Consider the following 18539-nt stretch of genomic DNA (forward strand, 5'->3'; position numbering starts at 1 on the left):
TAACATTACAACGGAGTTTGTTCCTTGCCCCTGTCTTGGAGCTGCGTGAGCGCGTGCCTTCTGGCCCTGTCTTCTCCCGCCGAGCCGGCCGCCGAGCCCGAGACCCATGCGGTGGGCGAGATCGTCATTCTGGGCCGTCGGGGCGCGCCGCGCGACCTGACCTTGGGGGCGGGGGAGGCGACGCAGGCGACCTCGCCGTCCAGCCGCTCGGTCGAGCGGGATCTGCTGGATGCGGTCGGCGCGGGCCGCCTGGCCGACGCCCTGGAGCTGACCAGCGGGGTCAGCCAGCAGAACAACCGCGGCGGCTTCATGGACAACTTCGCGATCCGGGGCTTCCTGGGCACGCCGGACGGCGGGGCCGAGTACTATGTCGACGGCTTCCTGGCCAACCGGGGCCTGGCCCCGCCGCGCGACCCAGCCACCGCTGAACGGATCGAGATCCTCAAAGGTCCGGCCGGCGCGCTGTTCGGCGACGTCGACCCGGCGGGCCGCGTCAACATCGTCTCCAAGACGCCCCGGTTCGCGCGCGCCGCCAGCGTCGCGGCCACGGTTGGCTCGTTCGGCCTGCGCCGGGGCGAGCTGGACGTCACGGGGCCGCTGGGCGAGGCCTTCGCTGGGCGCCTGGTGGTCGCCGACGAGAAGAGCGACGGCTGGCGCGACCATGTCGACCTGCACCGCCGCGCGGTGGCGCCGTCCCTGACCTGGAAGCCCAGCGACGCTCTGCGCGTCACCTATGTCGGCGAGTTCACCACCTTCGACGCCCCTTTCGACCGGGGCGTGCCGGCCGTGAGCGGCGACGCTCGGGCCGTGCCGCGCTCGCGCTTCTACGGAGAGCCGGGCGACGGGACGACGCGCTTCCGCAACGAGCGTCAGCAACTGACGAGCGAGGTTCGCCTGTCATCCGACTGGACCCTGACCGCCGGCGCGGCCTGGCGCGAGGGCTCGATGCACGGCTTCTCCAGCGACCAGTCGCGGCTGGTGGGCCGCACGCTGTGGCGCCAGAGGCGCGAGCGCGACTACACGGTCGAGGACCTGTCTGGCCGCCTCGAGTTGAATGGCCGCGTGGGCGCGCATCGCCTGGGCTTTGGCCTCAAGGGCTACACGATGGACTATCGCGAGAAGCTGCTGCGCCGGAATCCCAGCGCCACGGCTCCCTACGCGATCGATATCGACAATCCGGTCTATGGCGGCCAGGCCCTGTCGCTGCTGCCGTTCACCGACAATCGCGAAACCCGCAAGGTGGCGACGGTCTATGTCCAGGACCTGTGGGAGGTCTCGGACAGGCTCAGCCTGGTCGCGGGCCTGCGGGCGGACACCTATCGCCAGAAGATCCGCAACAATCGCACCGGCGCGATCGGCGAGACCAAGGACCAGCCGGTCGACTACCGCCTGGCGGCCCGCTACCAGCTGAGTTCGGCCTGGGCCGCCCACGCCAGCTATGGGCGCTCGTTCCTGCTGAACTCGGGGACCGGCCGGAATGGCCAGGGCTTCGCGCCCGAGGCGGGCAAGGGCTGGGAGCTGGGCGTTTCGGGCGCCTGGCCTGGCGTCGACCTGGCCGTCACCGCCTTCGACATCGACAAGCGCAACATCCTGGCCAACGACCCGGTCGACGCCAGCTTCCTGGCCCCGGTCGGCAAGCTGACCAGCCGGGGCGTCGAGCTCGATGGGGCGTTCGCGCTGACCAGCGCCTGGAAGGTGGTGGTCAACTACGCCTGGACCCGCGCCCGCGCCGACGATGTCGCCTTCGCCACGCCCGACGTGCTGGACGTGCCCGAGCATCAGGGCGGCGTCTTCGCGGTCGGACGGTTCGACACCGGACGCGGCGCGACCTGGTCGCTGACGGCGGGCGCGGCCTATGTCGGCGATCGGGCTGGGGCGCTGGACGGCAGCGGCCTGCGGTTGCCGTCGTACTGGAAGGCCAAGGCGGCGATCGAGTACGGCCTGACCCCGAACCTTGACCTGCGGCTGGACGTCGACAACCTGTTCGACGCCCACTACGCCCAGAGCAGCTACAGCCCGGTGTGGATCTTCCCCGGCGCGCCCCGCACGGTGCGGGCCACGCTACGAGCCCGGCTCTAGGCCTTCGGCGGGGCGGTCGAGGCGCGGGGGACCAGGGTCAGCTCGGCGTTGGCATGACGCGGGGCCTCCTCGTCGCCGTCGTGCCGGGCCAGGGCGGCGGCCATCGACACGGCCGTCGCCGCCATGTCGGCGATCGGCTGGCGGATGGTGGTCAGCTCGGGCCACACCGTCGAGGCCACCGGCGTGTCGTCGAAGCCGCCGATGCTGAGTTCGCTGGGCACGTCCAGGCCCAGGCCGTGGGCCACCGCGCTGACGGCGGCGGCCATGTCGTCGTTGGCCGCGAAGATCGCCGTGGGCCGGCGGGCCGCGCCCAGCAGCCGGCGGGCGGCGTCCAGGCCCGAGCGGTAGGTGAAGTCGCCCTCGGCCACGAAGGCGTCGGTAACCGCCAGGCCCGCCTCGGCCATGGTGGCGCGGAAGCCCTCCTCGCGGCGGCGGGCGGTGGAGTGCCGGGCGTCGCCTCGGATAAAGGCGATGTCGACATGGCCCAGGTCGATCAGGTGCCGGGTCATCATTTGCGCGCCCGCGTAGTCGTCGACGAAGACCGAGGCCTTATCGGGACGCGGGGCGGCGGTGGCGAAACTGACCGAGGGCACGCCCTCTTGTTCGAGATAGGCGAAGACCTCCGGGTCGTCGCATAGCGGCGGCGGCAGGACGATGGCGCGCACGCCGCCCTCGACCAGCTTGCGTACGGCGGCCAGCGGGGTCGGATGGGCCGGGGTCGGCTCGATCAGGAGCTGGCTGCCGCTGGCGCTGGCCTCCTTGAACGCGCCCATCAGGAAGTTGCTGAGGTTGGACGAGTTCGGGTTCGAATAGAGCAGCCCGATCTGGGCGATGCCGGTGCGCGTGGCGCGGGCCAGGGCGTTGGGGCGGTAGCCCAGGGTCTGGATCGCCGCATTGACCCGCTCGCGAACCTGGGCGCTGACGTGCGGATAGTCGTTGACCACCCGCGAGGCCGTCATCGACGAGACGCCCGCGTGGCGCGCCACGTCATGGATGGTGGGCGTCTGCCGCCGCTGTCCGCTCAAGATCGCCCTCGCAACTGGCGCGACTCTCCCGTGGGGCGCGCTCGCCCACACTGTATCGAAGTCACGGGGGCGATGTCCAAGCGCGCGCGTCGAGATCGTCTCGACGTGTCGACAACGGCTTGCCAAGCCCGTCTTAATCGGCTCTGATATCGTTATCACAAATCGCCGACATGGGTCGTCGGCGCGAACGAGAACAGTTGGGGTTGGAGCGTGTCGGGAACAGATTCTTCGAAATCCGAAGACGTGAACGGTCGTGGTCCCGCGCGTCGCGGTGTGCTGGCCGGCGCGGGCGCGGCCCTGCTGGCGGGGCCGACCTGGGCCAAGGGCGAGGGACACGAGATCATCTCGCCCGATGGCCGCCTTCGCCTGCGGCTGTCGCTGGGCGCCCAGGGACCGGCCTGGAGCGTGACGCGCGCTGGCAAGCCGGTCTTGGCCGCCAGCCCGTTGGGCCTGGTGACGGCCGACGGCCAGCGCCTGGGTCCGGGCGCGCACGTCGCGGGGACCAGCCGTCGCCGCGAGGGCGGTGACTGGGTTCCGCCCTACGGCATTCGCAAGCGCTACGACCAGGCCTGTTCGGAGCTGACGATCGAATTCGTGCAGCCCGTCTCGGGCTTGAGGTTCGCGGTGGTGGCGCGGGCCTATGATCACGGCTGCGCGGTCCGCTACGTGCTGCGCGCCGCGCCCGGCGGGGCGCTGAAGCTGAAGGGCGAGGCCACCGGCTTCGTCCTGCCGCCTCGGACCGTCGTGTACGCCAGCCGCGACGAGGGCGAATATTATCGGACCGCCCCGGCGGACGTGGGGCCGGCGCCGCATCCGGACCTGACCGCCAGTTCGGACAAGGAGGTCCTGGCCGACCTGCCGGTGACGGCCCTGGTCCCCGGCGCGGCGGTGCTGATCGCCGAGTCCGATCGCCTGGACTATCCGCGCGCCATGCTGAGCGCCCAAGGCGGGACGCTGGTGACGCACATGATGCGCTATCCGGGTCGCGCCGACGGCTATTCCGGCCCGGGCGAGACGCCGCCCGAGGAGAGCTTTGACTTCGCGGTCGGCCAGGCCAGCCCCTGGCGCGTGCTGCTGGTCGCGGACAACGAAGCCGGCCTCGTCGAGCGCGCCGACCTGATCACCACCCTGGCCAGCCCGAACCGCCTGGGCGACGTCAGCTGGATCAAGCCGGGCCGCGCGGTTCGGGTGCGCAAGCCCTACAGCATGGCCGGAACGATGGACGTCATCGCCTTCGCCGCCGCGCGCAAGCTGGACTACATCGAGTTCGACGCCCACTGGTACGGCGACGGCACCGACCCCAGCGACGCCACCCGCGCCATCCCCGCCCTGGACATGCCCGCCATCGTCGCGGCGGCGCGCGAGAAGGGGCTGGGGGTCATCCTCTATGTCGACCGCGTGCCGGTCATGCGCCAGCGCGACGCGATCCTGTCCACCTACAAGGCCTGGGGCGTCGCGGGCATCAAGTTCGGCTTCGTCTGGGAGGGGCGGCAGTCGGACGTCCGCTTCATCACCGACCTGGTCCGCGCGTGCGGCGAGCACCACCTGCTGGTGAACCTGCACGACAACCTGCGCCCGGCCGGACTGGAGCGGACCTATCCGAACTACGTCGCCCTGGAAGGCGTGCGCGGCAACGAGCAGTTCCCGACCGCGCGCCACAACGTCACCCTGCCGTTCACGCGGGCGGTGGCCGGACCGATCGACTACACGATCTGCTACGCCCACGGACGCAACCAGACGACCAACGCCCACCAGCTGGCCATGGCGGCCGTCTACTACAACCCGCTGACCTTCCTCTACTGGTACGACGCGCCCGAGAAGTACGCGGGCAAGCCGTGGCCGGAGCTGGCCTGGTTCGACGCGTGCCCGACCACCTGGGACGAGACCCGCGCCCTGGCCGGCAAGATCGGCGAATACGCGGTCGTGGCCCGGCGCAGCGGCGATCGCTGGTTCCTGGGCGCGATGACCAACGAGGCGCCGCGCGTGCTGAAGATCCCGCTGGCCTTCCTGGGCAAGGGAACGCGCCGGGCGCGGGTGTTCGCCGACGGCGACGCCGGCGCCAAGGCCAACCAGACGCCGGTGATCGTTTCGGAGAGCCGCTTGGATGGGAGCGGTATCCTGACCCTTGACCTCAAGCCCAGCGGCGGCCAAGCCGTGCTGTTCGAGGCGCCGGAGGTCTAGGATATGCGCAAGCGATCGATCCTTCTCGCTCTGGCCCTGCTGACGGCGTCGCCGACCCTGGCGGCGGAACAGAAGGCCTGGCTGCCCGACCAGGGCGACGGGACCTATCGCAACCCGGTGCTGGCCGGGGACTATTCAGACCCCGACGTCGTCCGGGTGGGCCAGTACTACTACCTCGTCGCCTCGTCGTTCACGAACACGCCGGGCCTGCCGATCCTGCGCTCGACCGATCTCGTCAACTGGACGCTGATCGGCCATGCGCTGAAGGACATCCCGCCCGTGGCCCATCATATGGCCCCGCGCCGCGGCGGCGGGGTCTGGGCGCCGGCCATCCGCCACCACGGCGGGCTGTTCATGATCTACTACCCCGATCCGGACTTCGGAGTGTTCCTGGTCACGGCCAAGGACCCGGCTGGGCCGTGGAGCAAGCCGGTGCTGGTCGACGACGCCAAGGGCATGATCGATCCCGCGCCCTTCTGGGACGATGACGGCCAGGGCTGGATGGTCCACGGCTGGGCCCGCTCGCGCGCCGGTTTCGCCAACGTCATCAGCCTGCGCCGCCTGAACGCGGCGGGTGACAAGGCCGTGGGCGAGCGGATCAAGATCATCGAGGGCGACAGCCTGCCGCCGGTCGCGACCTCGCGTGGCCCGTTTCCGTGGATGACCACCGAGGGTCCCAAGCTCTACAAGCGTGACGGCTGGTACTATGTCTTCGCCCCCAGCGGCAGCGTGAAGGGCGGCTGGCAGGGCGTGTTCCGGTCGCGCAAGCTGACCGGCCCCTGGGAGGGCCGCGACGAGCTGGACCAGGGCAAGACCGAGGTCAACGGGCCTCACCAGGGCGCGTGGGTCACCACCCCGACCGGCGAGGACTGGTTCCTGCACTTCCAGGACTACGACTCCTATGGCCGCCGGGTGTGGCTGCAGCCGATGGCCTGGAAGGACGGCTGGCCGGTGATCGGCGCCGATCCTGACGGCGACGGGATCGGCGAGCCTGTGCTGGTTCACCGAAAGCCGAAGAGCGCCATCGCCTCGGTCATCACGGCGCCCGTCGACAGCGACATGTTCGACGGCAAGCTGAACCTGGGTTGGCAGTGGAACTCCAATTCGCAGGCCGATTGGGCCGACCTGAAGGCCGCGCCGGGGAAGCTGCGGCTGAAGTCGATCTCGGGTTCGGAGAACCTGTGGGAGGCGGGCGCGGTCCTGACCCAGAAGCTGCCGGCTGAGCGCTTCACCGCCACCACCAAGCTGACCCTGGCGCCGCGCGCCGTGGGCGAGCAGGCGGGCCTCGTCATGTTCGGCGCCGACTACGCCTGGATCGGCCTGCGCAACGGCAAGGACGGCCTGTCGCTGGTCCGCGTCGACCGTCCGGGCGCCGACGCCTTCAAGCCGCAGCGCGAGACGACGGTGCTGGACAAGGCGCCCGACACCGTGTGGCTGCGCCTGTCGGCCGAGCCGGTGACCGTGGCCGAGCCGCCGCCGGGCTTCACGCCGTTCTGGCCGTCGATGCTGCGCTCGGTCCACGCCAAACTCACCTTTAGCTACAGCCTGGACGGCCTGACCTACCACCCGGTGGGCGAGCCGTTCGTCAGCAAGCCCGGCCGCTGGGTCGGCGCGCAGATGGGCGTTTTCGCCCAGGCGCCGACCGGCACGCCGTCGAACACCTCCACCCGGATCGGCTGGGCGGACGTCGAGGAGTTCCTGGTCGGACCCTGATCCCGGCGCTGGCGATTTGATCGTGCGCCGGCGCCTGCTATGGACTGTGTTTGTTATCGTCATCAATCGCGAGGGTGCTTGACCGGAACGCGCGAGACCAAGGCCCCGAAAGGGCGTGTGGCGACCAAGGCGGGCGACCCGTCGCGGCCCATCACCATCCACGACGTGGCGCGCCACGCCGGGGTCGGCTCGATGACCGTCTCGCGGGTGATCCGGGGCGCGGCCAATGTCAGCCCCGCCATGCGCGAGAAGGTCGAGGCGGCGGTCAGCGCGCTGAACTACCAGGTCAATGTCGCGGCCCGGGCGACGCGCTCGCGGGCCACGGCCGCGCGGATCGGCATCCTCTATTCCAACCCCAGCGCCTCGTATCTCAGCGAGATCATGGTCGGCGGTCTTGAGCAGAGCTCGAAGCTGGCCGGGCACCTGCTGCTCGAGCGCTGCGAGGGCCTGGCGGGGCAACAGGCGGCGGTCAAGCGGCTGCTGGCGGCGGGGGTGGACGGGGTGATCCTGCCGCCGCCGTTGTGCGACTCCCGCCCGACGATCAACCGGCTGCTGGGCGAGGGCGTCACGGTGCTGGCCTTGGCCACGGCGCGGCCGATGGACGACGTCTCGTGCGTGCGCATCGACGACTACCAGGGCGCGCTGGCCATGACCCGGCGGCTGGTGGCCCTGGGTCATCGCGACATCGCCTTCATCAGGGGCGACCCGCAACACACCCCGACCGAGGTCCGCTTCGAGGGCTTCCTGGCCGGCATGGCCGAGGCCGGGATCGCGGTGCGAGACGACTGGGTGGCCGAGGGGCTGTTCACCTATCGCTCGGGCCTGGCGGCGGCCGAGAAACTGTTGGACGGCGCGGCGCGGCCGACGGCGATCTTCGCCAGCAATGACGACATGGCCGCCGCGGCCCTGGCCGTCGCCCACGGGCGCCAGATCGCCGTGCCGCGCGACCTGACCGTCTGCGGCTTCGACGACACGGCGGTGGCGACCACGGTCTGGCCCGAGCTGACCACCATCCACCAGCCGATCGCCGCCATGGGGCGCACGGCCGTGTCGCTGATCGCCGAAGAGATCCGGGCCCGCAAGGCCGGCGAGACGCCGGCCCCGAACCATCACCTGATGAAGTTCACCCTGATCGAGCGCGGCTCGTCGGGGCCGCCGCCCTAGACGGCCTCGGCCATCGCCCGGACCTCGTCCAGCGACCACAACCGCGCCGCGCCGCGCACGCCCGAGGCGTCGCCCCAGACCGCCGGCGCGATCCGGGCCTTCCACTGGTCGGAGAACACGCGCGGCGCGATCAGGGCGGGCAGGCGGTCATAGATCTCGGCGACGTTCGACAGGCCGCCGCCCAGCACGATCACGTCCGGGTCGACGATGTTGCACAGCACGGCCACGGCGCGGCCCAGCCGGTCCAGGAAACGCTCGAAGGCAGCCGTCCCCTGCGGCTCGCCGGCGCGAAACCGCTCGATGATCGCTTCGCCCGGCAAATCCAGGCCGGTGGTCTGGCGGAAGTCGTGGCGCAGGCCGGTGCCAGAGATCCACATCTCCAGGCAGCCGCGCTGGCCGCACCAGCAGGCCGGGCCCTCGCGCTCGTCCGCCGTGGGCCAGGGCAGGGGAATATGGCCCCACTCGCCGGCGATGCCGTTCAGGCCCTCGATCAGCTTGCCGTCGACCGTCAGGCCGCCGCCGCAGCCGGTGCCCAGGATGATGGCGTAGGAGACCTTAGCGCCGGCCGCCGCGCCGTCGACGGCCTCGGACAGGGCCAGGCAGTTGGCGTCGTTGGCCAGGCGCACCGGCCGGGCAAGCGCCTCGGACAGGTCCTCGCGAAAGCGCCGGCCGTTCAGATACAGCGAGTTGGCGTTGCGCATGACGCTGGTCGAGGGCGAGATCGAGCCTGGCGCGCCGATCCCCAGCGTGCCGCGCCGGCCGACCTGCTGCTCCATCCGGGCCACGAGGTCGCCGACCAGAGCGATCGCCGCCTCATAGGCCCCGGGGTTGGGCGCGCGGGCGCGGGCCAGCACCTGTCCGGTAGCGTCCAGGGCGGCGGCCTCGACCTTGGTGCCGCCGAAATCCACGCCGATCTGGATCACCAGTAGGGCTCCCAGATGCGCGTCAGGCGCACCAGCGCCTCGAGGAAGAAGTAGTCGCCCCAGATGCAGGCCTCGTCGACGCCGACGCCCTTGGGCATGTGATAGACCGCGTGGGCCAGGACACCGGTCCCCGGTGGGCCCTGCGGCAGCAGGTAGCGTTCGCCCAGGACGCCGACCATGGCCAGGGCCGCGGCCTCGTAGGTCTCGCGGTCGGGATCGCCCAGCGGCAGGGCGCGGGCCAGTTCCAGCAGGCCGCAGGCGGCGATGGCGGCGGCCGAGCTGTCGCGCGGCTGGGTGTCGTCGGTGAAGACCAGGTCCCAGCAGCAGATCAGGTCATCCGGCAGACGGTTCAGGAAGTAGTTGGCCAGCCGCGCCGCGACCGCGATCAGCGCCGGATCGGCGTTGTAGCGGTGGACCAGCGGGAAGCCCGACACGCCCCAGGCCTGGCCCCGCGCCCAGCACGAGCTGTCGCTGAAGCCCTGGTGGGTCGTGCCCCGCAGCGGCGCGCCGGTGACCGGGTCCATGAAGAAGGTGTGGAAGGTCGAGGCGTTGGATCGGACGATGTGGCGCGCGGCCTGAGCGATGTGGCGGTCGGCGGCGCGAGCGTACTCGCGATCGCCGGTGACCTCGGCGGCCCAGTAGAGCAGGGGGAGGTTCAGGTTGCAGTCGATGATCATCCGGCCCGCCTCGGCCGGGTTGGAGAGGTCGCCCCAGGCCTGGATGATCCCCGCCGTCGGCAGGAAGCGGTCGAGCAGGGCGTCGGCGGCCTGGATAGCCGCGTCGCGCGCGCACGCATCGTCAGTGAGCTTCCAGGCGGCGACGCACGACAGGGAATAGAGGAAGCCCAGGTCGTGGTGGTCGACATTGATCCGGTGATCGATGCGATGCTTGAAGCCGCGCACCTGGCGTTCGGCCGCCTCGCGATAGCGCGCCTCGCCGCTGGCCTCGTGGGCCAGCCACAGCATCCCGGTCCAGAAGCCATTGGTCCATTCGACATTGTCGATGGCCGGATAGATTCCGCCCTCGCTGGACGGCGCGGGGAAGGCGTCGGTGAAGACCGCCAGGCTGTTGTCGATCCGCGCCAGCACGGCGGCCAGGATCGCGTCCAGACGGGCCCGGTCGGGGCGGGGACGATTCAGGATCTCGTCGGCGCGCCGGATCGGCTCGCGCGCGGCGGGGGCAGAAAGCATGTTCAGTTGACCTTGGCGACGTCAGGACCCAGCTCGGCCTGAGCCAGCGGCGGAGTCCGCGCTGGCGCGCCGGCGGTCCGGGGCGTGGGAGAGAGGCTGAATAGCGAGGCCAGCCAGAAGGCCGCCGCGCCCAGGGCGATCAGCAGGTAGGTGTGGGGGAAGCCGATCAGGTCGTAGCTCTTGCCGACGATCGGCGACAGGATCGTCAGGCCCAGCGAATGGCCGAAGCTGACGCCCACCAGATAGAGGGTCGAGGCCAGCCGCGCCTCGAAATGGAAGGCGATGTAGCGGAAGATCGACACGGCCAGGATCGGCAGTTCGATCGCGTGCAGCATCTTCATCGCCGAGATCGCCCAGGGGCCGGTCACCAGGCCCGAGCCGGTGATGCGGGTGATCATGATCGCCGCGGCCAGCAGCAGGCCGTACTTGGCGCCGGTGCGATTGACGATGAAGGGGGCCACGAACAGCATCCCGGCCTCGACGAAGATCTGCGCTGAGTTGAGGTAGCCGAACATCGCCGCGCCCTGCTTCGGATCGGCGAACTGCGAGGCGTAGTAGGCGGGGAACTGCTGGTCGTAGACCAGGTAGAGGTTGGTCACCCCCAGGATCAGCACCATGAATCCCCAGAACTTGGGCAGCTTCAGGATGGCCAGGGCGTCCTGGGGCTTGAGGCTGTCGGAGCTGCGGCGTTCGTCCTCGCTGGCTTCGATCTTGGTGAAGGCCAGGAGCGGCAGCAGCAGCAGGCCCGCGACCGAGGCCAGGGTGAAGTTGATCAGCGGATCGATGTTGAACAGCCGGCCCGAGAAGAACGCCGCGAAGGCGAAACCCAGCGAGCCCCACAGCCGCGCGCGGCTGTATTCGAAGCCATACTTGCGGCCGACGCGATCGACATAGGACTCGATCGCGAAGCTGCCGGCCGAGAAGGTGACGCCGAGATAGACCCCGCCGACGATCGCGCCCAGCAGCAGGTTGATCTTTAGCAGCGGGCCGTAGACGAAAGCGAAGAAGGCGCCCGACAGCAGGACGAGGACGCCGACGGTCCAGAGGATGGTCTTGCGCAGGCCGGCCTTGTCCGAGACGAAGCCGTAGATCGGCTGCGAGGCCATGGCGAAAAAGGAATTGGCGGCGAAGACCACGCCGGTCTGCGCGCCGGTCAGGCCCAGCGTGCTCTTGAGCCACAGGGCCAGCAGCGAGATGCTCATGGCCTGGGCGAAGAAGTACAGGAACAGGAAGGCGCTGAGCAGCGCGTAGTTCTTTTTCAGCGTCATCGCCTGGCGTCTCCCTCGTCCGGGACCGGCCGCTGCTTCGGCGGCCGGATTCCAGACCGGACCTCTCCGCTCATAGATCAAGGTGATAACGATACCAACAAAAATCACACATCCGAGGGTGCTTTTACGGGGGCTTGCGCGAGTGAAGTGGTATCGATATCAATCTACCGTCCCTCGGGACTTCCTCCCTGCATGACGGCTGAGCAAGCCGGCGGGGCGTCGGCCGGTCCGGCGCCCCTTCTTTTTGTCCGCGCGACGCGAGGACGTTTGGCCGCAACCTCGGGTGCAGGCTTGATTTCCACTCGCCGAGGCCTGATCTCACAAGTTTGTGATAACGATATCAGTTTACGCCATTTGTCTGATTAATGGCCTTGCCAAGGCGTCTTTGATAACGATATCAAAGCTGCGCGGCCAGTAGAGCCGTGCGTATCGAACGGGTCCTACGCGTCGCGTCCAAGCCCGTCAGGGAGTGAAACCGGCGCGAACCCGCGCCCCATGGCTTTTCGACATAGAACACACGCCGAAAGGCGAAACGCATTCGGAAGACTCGACGCCGGCCACAGAGTCGGGCGCGTGTCTCACGGGAGGGGACACCATGAAGACGCAAGACCAGTATCGCCTATGGCTGACGGCCTCCGCCGTCGCCCTGCTGACCGCCGGGACGGCCCAGGCCCAGACCCAGGCCGCGCCAGAGACCGCCGTGGAAGAGGTGGTCGTCACCGGCATCCGCCAGAGCCTGCAGTCGGCCGTGCAGATGAAGAAGAACACCATGGAGGTGGTCGACTCCATCCGCGCCGAGGACATCGGAAAGCTGCCCGACCCCAACGTCGCCGAGACCCTGACCCGGATCCCGGGCGTGCAGGGCTATCGCTACGGCGGCGAGGGCGCCTCGCCCGTCGGGGTCGGTTCGGGCCTGACCATTCGCGGCCTGTCGGGCCAGACGGCCTCGCAGGTCGATGGCCGCTCGTACTTCACCGCCGGCGGCAGCGAGTTCAATATCGAGGGCGCCATCCCCGGCATGATCGCCGGCCTGGACGTCTACAAGAACCCCTCGGCCGAACACATCGAGGGCGGCATCGGCGGCCTGATCGACATCCGCACCCGCAAGCCGCTGGACCTGCCGGACTTTTCGGGCAGCGCGGCGATCTCGGGCCGCTACAACGACATGGTCAAGTCGTGGCAGCCGGAATACTTCGCGCTGCTGTCGCACCGCTGGGACGCCGGCGAGGGCGAGATGGGCCTGCTGCTGGCCGCCAACTACCAGAAGAGCTGGAACCGTTCGGACAATGCGCCCGGCCCCGGCGGCGCCAACCTGCGCCGGGTGATCCGCGCCGACAGCGCCGAGTACATCGGCAACGCCGCCTACAACCAGGCCTATGCCGGCCGTAGCGACGTGTCGTTCCTGGCCGACGTCGCCGATCCGCTGGCCCTGACGGCGGCCCAGCGCGCGGGCCTGGTCAACATGGCCGGCGTGCAGATCAACGTGAACGAAGAGGACATCCAGCGCACCCGCATGGGCGTGTCGGGCGCCTTCCAGTGGAAGCCGCGCGCGGGCCTCGAGTTCTATGTCGACGGCAACTACAACTCCTACCTCTACCACCAGGGCTATCGCTTCCTGAACGGGGCGGACAGCCGCTACGTCCAGGGCCTGCAGACCAGCGCCTTCAACACCACCGAGGGCCTGACCAGCCGCAACCGCAACGGCGGCGAGGACGTCTCCCTGGCCGGCCAGCGCTTCTCCAGCGGCACCTTCCTGGGCTCCAGCTTCACCGCGACGGGCGGCGACGAGCACCGGCTGTACGAGACCTACATCCTGGCCGGCGGCGCCAAGTGGTCGCCGACCGACGACTTGGATCTGAAGCTGGACGTCAGTTACGTGAAGGCCGACCAGGAGCAGGACAACCGCTCGGTCGTCATGACCCCGCGCGCCGGCCTGACCTGGGACGTGACCCGCACGGTGGGCCTGCCGCAGAAGGTCTCGATTAGCGGCCCGTCGCTGTCCAACCCCGCCAACTGGGTGCTGCTGAACTACGCCAACGGCGTTGAGAACATCTATGACGACGTCGGTTACGCCGCCCAGTTCGACGGCAAGCTGCGCGTCCACGACAGCTTCATCGAGGCCGTGAAGTTCGGCGCGCGCTACTATCGGAAGAAGTCGCGCTTCTACAATTACTCCTACAGCGGCAAGAACCTGACCACCGACGGCCTGGCCCTGACGGCCAGCCAGTCGAACGGGATCCTGGCCAGCAGCGTCCAGGATTTGGTGGCGGGCTCGCACACCAACTGGTTCGACGGCGAGGCCGGCTATGGCGGCGGCTTCCTGACTTTCAACCCCGACAGCCTGCTGGGCGACAATGTCCGCAACCGCTTCCCGCTGGCGGGCATCCCGGCCGAGGATTCGATCCCCGAGGTGCTGCTGTCGCGCCGCAGGGCTGTCGAGCAGACCTATGCCGGCTACGGCGTCGTCGACTTCGCGTTGCTGAACGACCGCATCCGCGGCAACGCGGGCGTCCGCGTGGTGCGCACGCAACTGGACGCCCAGGCTCAGGTCACCGACTCCAGCGGTGGTACGGCGGTGATCGCGCCCAACAACAAGAGCAACAGCTACACCGACGTCCTGCCGACCCTGAACATCACCGGCTACATCCAGGACGACTTGCTGCTGCGCTTTGGCTTCGGCAAGGGCATGACCCGGCCCGGCGTCGGCGACATCAACCCGACCGTCGTGGTCAACGTCACCAACGGCACGGGCTCGCAGGGCAACGCCAACCTGGCTCCGCTGCGCGCCACCAGCTACGACCTGTCTCTGGAGAAGTACTTCAACAAGTCGGCCTATGCCTCGGCGGCGGTGTTCTACAAGGACGTTGCGGGCTTCGCCCTGGGCGTCGAGAGCTGTCAGACGGTGGCGACGGCCCCGGCCTATGCGGGCGCCACGCCGAACAACTGCGGGGCCGGCCAGTACCGCATCACCACCTCGGTCAACGCCGATCCGGGCTATGCCAAGGGCGTCGAACTCGCGGCCCAGACCTTCTTCGACTACGACTTCGTCCCCGGCTTCCTGCACAATTTCGGGGTCCAGGGCTCGTACACCTGGGTCAAGACCGAGCTGCCGGTATTGCTGTCGGGCGTGAAGGTCAATGTCCGCCAGCCGTTCCAGTCGGACCGCAACTGGAGCCTGGCCGGCCTCTACGAGAACAAGCGCGTCTCGGCGCGCCTCGTCTACACCTACCGCTCCGACTACGTGCTGTTCGGGGTCTCGGCCAACCCGATCGACGGTCGCTACCTGAAGGGCTACGGCCTGCTGGACGCCTCGGTGAACGTCAATCTGCGCGACGATCTCTCGCTGTCGGTCACCGCCTCGAACCTGACCAACAAGGCGCCCATCCGCTACGTCGGCGAGCCGGGCAACGGCTACGACACCGACATCCTGCGCCAGTACTTCATGAACGGCCGGATCTACGGCCTGAGCCTTCGCTACAAGTTCGGCGGCTGATCCCCGCTCTCACGTCCCCCCTGGAGGCGTCGTCTTCGGACGGCGCCTTTCTTTTTTGGGTGTAACTCGGAAACGAGCATCCGCACTCGCGCTTAAGGCGATCCTTACGATCCGAATCGTAGGCCTATGGGAGGTGCAGCTTCCCTGGTGGAAGAAGGGTTGGCGGGACCCGCATGTTGAAAAGGCTTACGGACGTCACCCAGCTCGACGGGCTGGTGCGCTATTCGCGTGGCGTCGCCTTGTCGCGCCTGGCGCTGGTCGCCTGTTTCGTCCTGTTGCTGATAACCTTCACGCCCTGGCGGATCGCCGGCCTGGGGGTCCTGGAGTTCGGTCTCTACTTCGCGCTGTTCCTGGCCACCGAGCTGGCCCTGCGCGACCCGGACCCGGAGAGAGCGCACAGACGCCTGGCCCTGCAGTCCGATGTCCTGATGCTGCTGCTGGTCACCAACGCCTGCTGGCTGGCCGTGCAAATCCGGCTCTACGAGGGGCCGCAGCCGCAGGTCGAGGCCGCGCTGCTGGCCATCTGCGTGCTGCTGTTCGCCGCTCTACGCGTGCACCTGACGCGGGTCAGCTACGTGATCGGCGTGGTCCCGCCGTCCCTGACCCTGATCTGGATCGCCATCGACTGGAGCGACCCGTTCCGGCTGACGCACTACACGCTGGCCATGGCCCTGTTCGTCGCCGCCGTGCTGGTGGTGACGGCGCGCCAGCAGGCGACGGACCGCGCCCTGACCAAGGCCATGCGCGACCTGACCCGCAACCACGTGGCCCTGACCCAGGCCATGCACGAGAGCCGCGCGGCCAACCGCGCCAAGAGCGAGCTGCTGGCCGTGGCCAGCCACGAGATCCGCACGCCGTTGAACGCCATCCTCGGCTTCGCCCGCGCCCTGCGCGGCGAGCCCCTGACGCCGCGCCAGGCGGACCTGGCCGAGAGCGTCGTGGAAAGCGGCGAGCAACTGACCCGACTGCTGAACGGGGTCCTCGACCAGGCCCGGGCCGACCCGCTGCGGGCCAAGCTGGATGTCGCGCCGCTGGATCTGCGGGCCCTGGCGCGGTCGGTGGTGCGGGTGTGGAGCGGCCACGCCCGCGCGATCGGCGTGTCACTGACCCTGGAGGACGCGGATCCGACCCTGTCGTTCCTGGTGGTCGCCGACCTCGTCAGGGTGGAGCAGACCCTGGTCAATCTGGTCTCCAACGCCCTGGGCGCGGTGTCGGCCGGCGGGCGCGTCACCCTGCGCCTGGCCGGCGTCGTGGAGGGCGAGAGCCTGCGGGTGCTGGTCGAGGTCGCCGACACCGGCCCGCCGATCCCGCCGGAGGACCGGGCGAGGATGTTCGAGGCCTGGGACCAGACCGAGCGCGGACGCATCCAGGGCGGCACGGGCGTGGTCCTGCGCGTCTGCGCTCAGAACCTGGCCCTGATGGGCGGCGAGATCGCCGTCGATCCCCCAAACGCGACACTGGCCGCCGGTCAAGGCGGGCGGGGCGGGGCGGTGTTCTGGTTCGCCTTCGCCGCGCCGATCCATCGGCCCCGGCCCGCGCCCGTCCCGATCGACAGGACCGGCCGCGAGGAGATCCGGGTCCTGGCCGCCGAGGACAACGGCGCCAACCGCAAGGTGCTGGCGCTGGCGCTGGAGAACGCGCCGGTGGCCCTGACCTTCGCCGAGGATGGGGCCCTGGCCCTGGACCTGTGGCGCGCGGGGATCTTCGATCTGATCCTGATGGACGTGAACATGCCGGTGCTGGGCGGGCGCGAGGCGGTGCGCGAGATCCGTCGCACCGAGCCGGCGGGGACCCGGATCCCGATCTGGATGCTGACCGCCAACGTCTTCCCCGAGGACGTCGCCCTCTATCGCGAGGACGGCGCGGACGGGGTGCTGCGCAAGCCGCTGGACGTGGCGGCCCTGTACGCCCTGCTGGCCGAGATCGCCCAGAAGCGAATGGCCGACGCCTGACCGGCGGCTTGTCTTAATTGTACGATAAATGATAGTCGCTGCGTGGCGACGCCCTTCGAAGCGGTCGCGACGGAGGAAGCATGCCCGCCCAGCGCCCGAACACCCGCGTCTCGCTGATCGCCCTCTCGCTGTCGGCCCTGCTGGCCGCGCCAGCCGACGCCGCGCCCCAGGGGACGCCCAAGACCTACCTGGGCGTGGACATCTCGTACGCCAACGAGATGGAGGACTGCGGGGCGGTCTATCGCGCGGGCGGCAAGACGGTCGAGCCCTACGCCTTCTTCAAGTCAGCCGGGGCCAATGTCGCGCGGATCCGGATCTGGAACGATCCCGATTGGACCCCGTACTCGAACCTGAAGGACGTCAAGCGCAGCATCGCCAAGGCCCGCAAGGCCGGGCTGCAGGTGCTTCTGGACTTCCACTATTCCGACGACTGGGCCGACGGCGACAAGCAGATCGCCCCCAAGGCCTGGGCCAAGCTGTCGACACCCGACCAGGCCAAGGCGCTGTACGATTTCACCCGGAACACCCTGGCCGAACTGGACCGCGAGGGGCTGATGCCCGACCTCGTCCAGGTGGGCAACGAGACCAACGGCGAGATCGTCTCCAGCCTGGCCAAGGCCAAGGAACCGATCGACTGGACGCGCAACGCTCTGCTGTTCAACGCCGGGATCAAGGCCGTGCGCGACGCCGGGGCGGCCTCGGCGATCAAGCCGCGGATCATGCTGCACATCGCCCAACCCGAGAACGTCGAGCCCTGGTTCGCGGCGGCGGCGAAGGCCGGCGTCACCGACTTCGACCTGATCGGGATCAGCTACTACAGCAAGTGGTCCAAGCGCTCGATGGCGCAGCTGGGTCAGACCATCAACCGCCTGCGCCACCTCTATTCGGCCGACGTGCTGGTGGTCGAGACGGCCTATCCGTTCACCAACGACGGGGCCGACAGCTCGCCGAACCTGCTGGGCGCGGATTCGCTGATCGCCGGCTATCCGGCCACCCCGGCGGGCCAGAAGACGTACCTGACCGACCTGACCCAGCTGGTTTACGCCAACGGCGGGGTGGGGGTCGTCTATTGGGAGCCGGCGTGGCTCTCGACCCGGTGCAAGACACGTTGGGGCGCGGGCTCCAACTGGGAGAACGCGGCCCTGTTCGACTTCAAGGGCCAGGCCCTGGAGGGCGTCGACTGGCTGAAGGCGCCGTATGTCATGCCGGTGGATGTCACCTTCCGTGTGTCGGCCCACGGCGAGGCGGCGCGGTTCATCGACGGCGACTTCCTGGGCGGGGTCGGTCCGCGCCCGATGACGCTGGAGAACGGCGCCTGGACCTACCGCACGCGTCTGATGCCGGGCGCCGCGATCACGGCCGCCACGGCGACCGAAGCGGCGGCCGTCGCGGACGCGGCCGCCAAGGCCGCGACCGTGGGGAAGGGCGCCAGCGTCATCCCGCTCGACTGACAGCGCTTGTAAGATGCGATTGATATGATAAATGAGTCCTGTGGCGCTCGCGGGAGCGCCTGACGCGCATTCGCGTCGCCACATGGGCAGCCGCGCCATT

At 69.4% G+C, this 18539-nt stretch carries 11 protein-coding genes; 7 read left to right on the top strand and 4 right to left on the bottom strand.

Annotated elements, in window-relative coordinates:
• Window positions 1-45: 45 nt before the first annotated feature.
• A complete protein-coding gene (locus tag K8940_RS05645; protein WP_223393626.1) occupies window positions 46-2079 on the top strand; it encodes a TonB-dependent siderophore receptor in 2034 nt (677 codons plus the stop codon).
• Here the strand turns inward: K8940_RS05645 and K8940_RS05650 are convergent.
• Window positions 2076-3104: a LacI family DNA-binding transcriptional regulator gene (locus K8940_RS05650; RefSeq protein ID WP_223393628.1), complete on the bottom strand. Its 1029-nt coding sequence runs from the start codon at window positions 3102-3104 to the stop codon at window positions 2076-2078. The genes K8940_RS05645 and K8940_RS05650 overlap by 4 nt on opposite strands.
• Window positions 3105-3347: 243 nt before the next feature.
• On the opposite strand from K8940_RS05650, the gene K8940_RS05655 reads away from it, so the two are divergent.
• The 3 genes from K8940_RS05655 to K8940_RS05665 all read left to right on the top strand — a co-directional run bounded on the left by K8940_RS05655 (window position 3348) and on the right by K8940_RS05665 (window position 8162).
• The gene (locus K8940_RS05655; protein WP_223393630.1) at window positions 3348-5285 is read left to right on the top strand and encodes a glycoside hydrolase family 97 protein; all 1938 of its coding nucleotides are present in this window, start codon (window positions 3348-3350) and stop codon (window positions 5283-5285) included.
• Window positions 5286-5288: 3 nt separating this feature from the next.
• A complete protein-coding gene (locus K8940_RS05660) occupies window positions 5289-6998 on the top strand; it encodes a glycoside hydrolase 43 family protein (RefSeq protein WP_223393632.1) in 1710 nt (569 codons plus the stop codon).
• 78 nt (window positions 6999-7076) lie between these two features.
• Window positions 7077-8162, top strand: a complete 1086-nt coding sequence (locus K8940_RS05665; RefSeq protein ID WP_223393634.1) for a LacI family DNA-binding transcriptional regulator — start codon at window positions 7077-7079, stop codon at window positions 8160-8162.
• Here the strand turns inward: K8940_RS05665 and K8940_RS05670 are convergent.
• From K8940_RS05670 to K8940_RS05680, 3 genes are read right to left on the bottom strand one after another with little or no spacing between them, the layout of a single operon-like run.
• Window positions 8159-9085, bottom strand: a complete 927-nt coding sequence (locus K8940_RS05670; protein WP_223393636.1) for an ROK family protein — start codon at window positions 9083-9085, stop codon at window positions 8159-8161. The two genes, K8940_RS05665 and K8940_RS05670, sit on opposite strands and share 4 nt — an antisense overlap.
• Window positions 9082-10275 carry a glycoside hydrolase family 88 protein gene (locus K8940_RS05675; RefSeq protein WP_223393638.1) on the bottom strand — a complete coding sequence of 398 codons (1194 nt, stop codon included), beginning with the start codon at window positions 10273-10275 and terminating at the stop codon, window positions 9082-9084. Before K8940_RS05675 ends, K8940_RS05670 begins: the two co-directional genes overlap by 4 nt.
• Window positions 10276-10277: 2 nt before the next feature.
• On the bottom strand, window positions 10278-11543 hold the full coding sequence (locus K8940_RS05680) for an oligosaccharide MFS transporter (RefSeq protein WP_223393640.1): 1266 nt from the start codon (window positions 11541-11543) through the stop codon (window positions 10278-10280).
• A gap of 595 nt (window positions 11544-12138) precedes the next feature.
• Here K8940_RS05680 and K8940_RS05685 point away from each other — a divergent pair.
• From K8940_RS05685 to K8940_RS05695, 3 genes are all read left to right on the top strand, one after another.
• A complete protein-coding gene (locus K8940_RS05685; protein WP_223393648.1) occupies window positions 12139-15036 on the top strand; it encodes a TonB-dependent receptor in 2898 nt (965 codons plus the stop codon).
• Between the two features lie 173 nt (window positions 15037-15209).
• The gene (locus K8940_RS05690) at window positions 15210-16988 is read left to right on the top strand and encodes a response regulator (RefSeq protein ID WP_223393649.1); all 1779 of its coding nucleotides are present in this window, start codon (window positions 15210-15212) and stop codon (window positions 16986-16988) included.
• Window positions 16989-17068: 80 nt separating this feature from the next.
• A complete protein-coding gene (locus tag K8940_RS05695) occupies window positions 17069-18439 on the top strand; it encodes a glycosyl hydrolase 53 family protein (protein ID WP_223393650.1) in 1371 nt (456 codons plus the stop codon).
• Window positions 18440-18539 lie beyond the last annotated feature (100 nt).

Source organism: Caulobacter segnis (genome assembly GCF_019931575.1).
In the GTDB taxonomy this organism is placed as follows: domain Bacteria; phylum Pseudomonadota; class Alphaproteobacteria; order Caulobacterales; family Caulobacteraceae; genus Caulobacter; species Caulobacter segnis_C.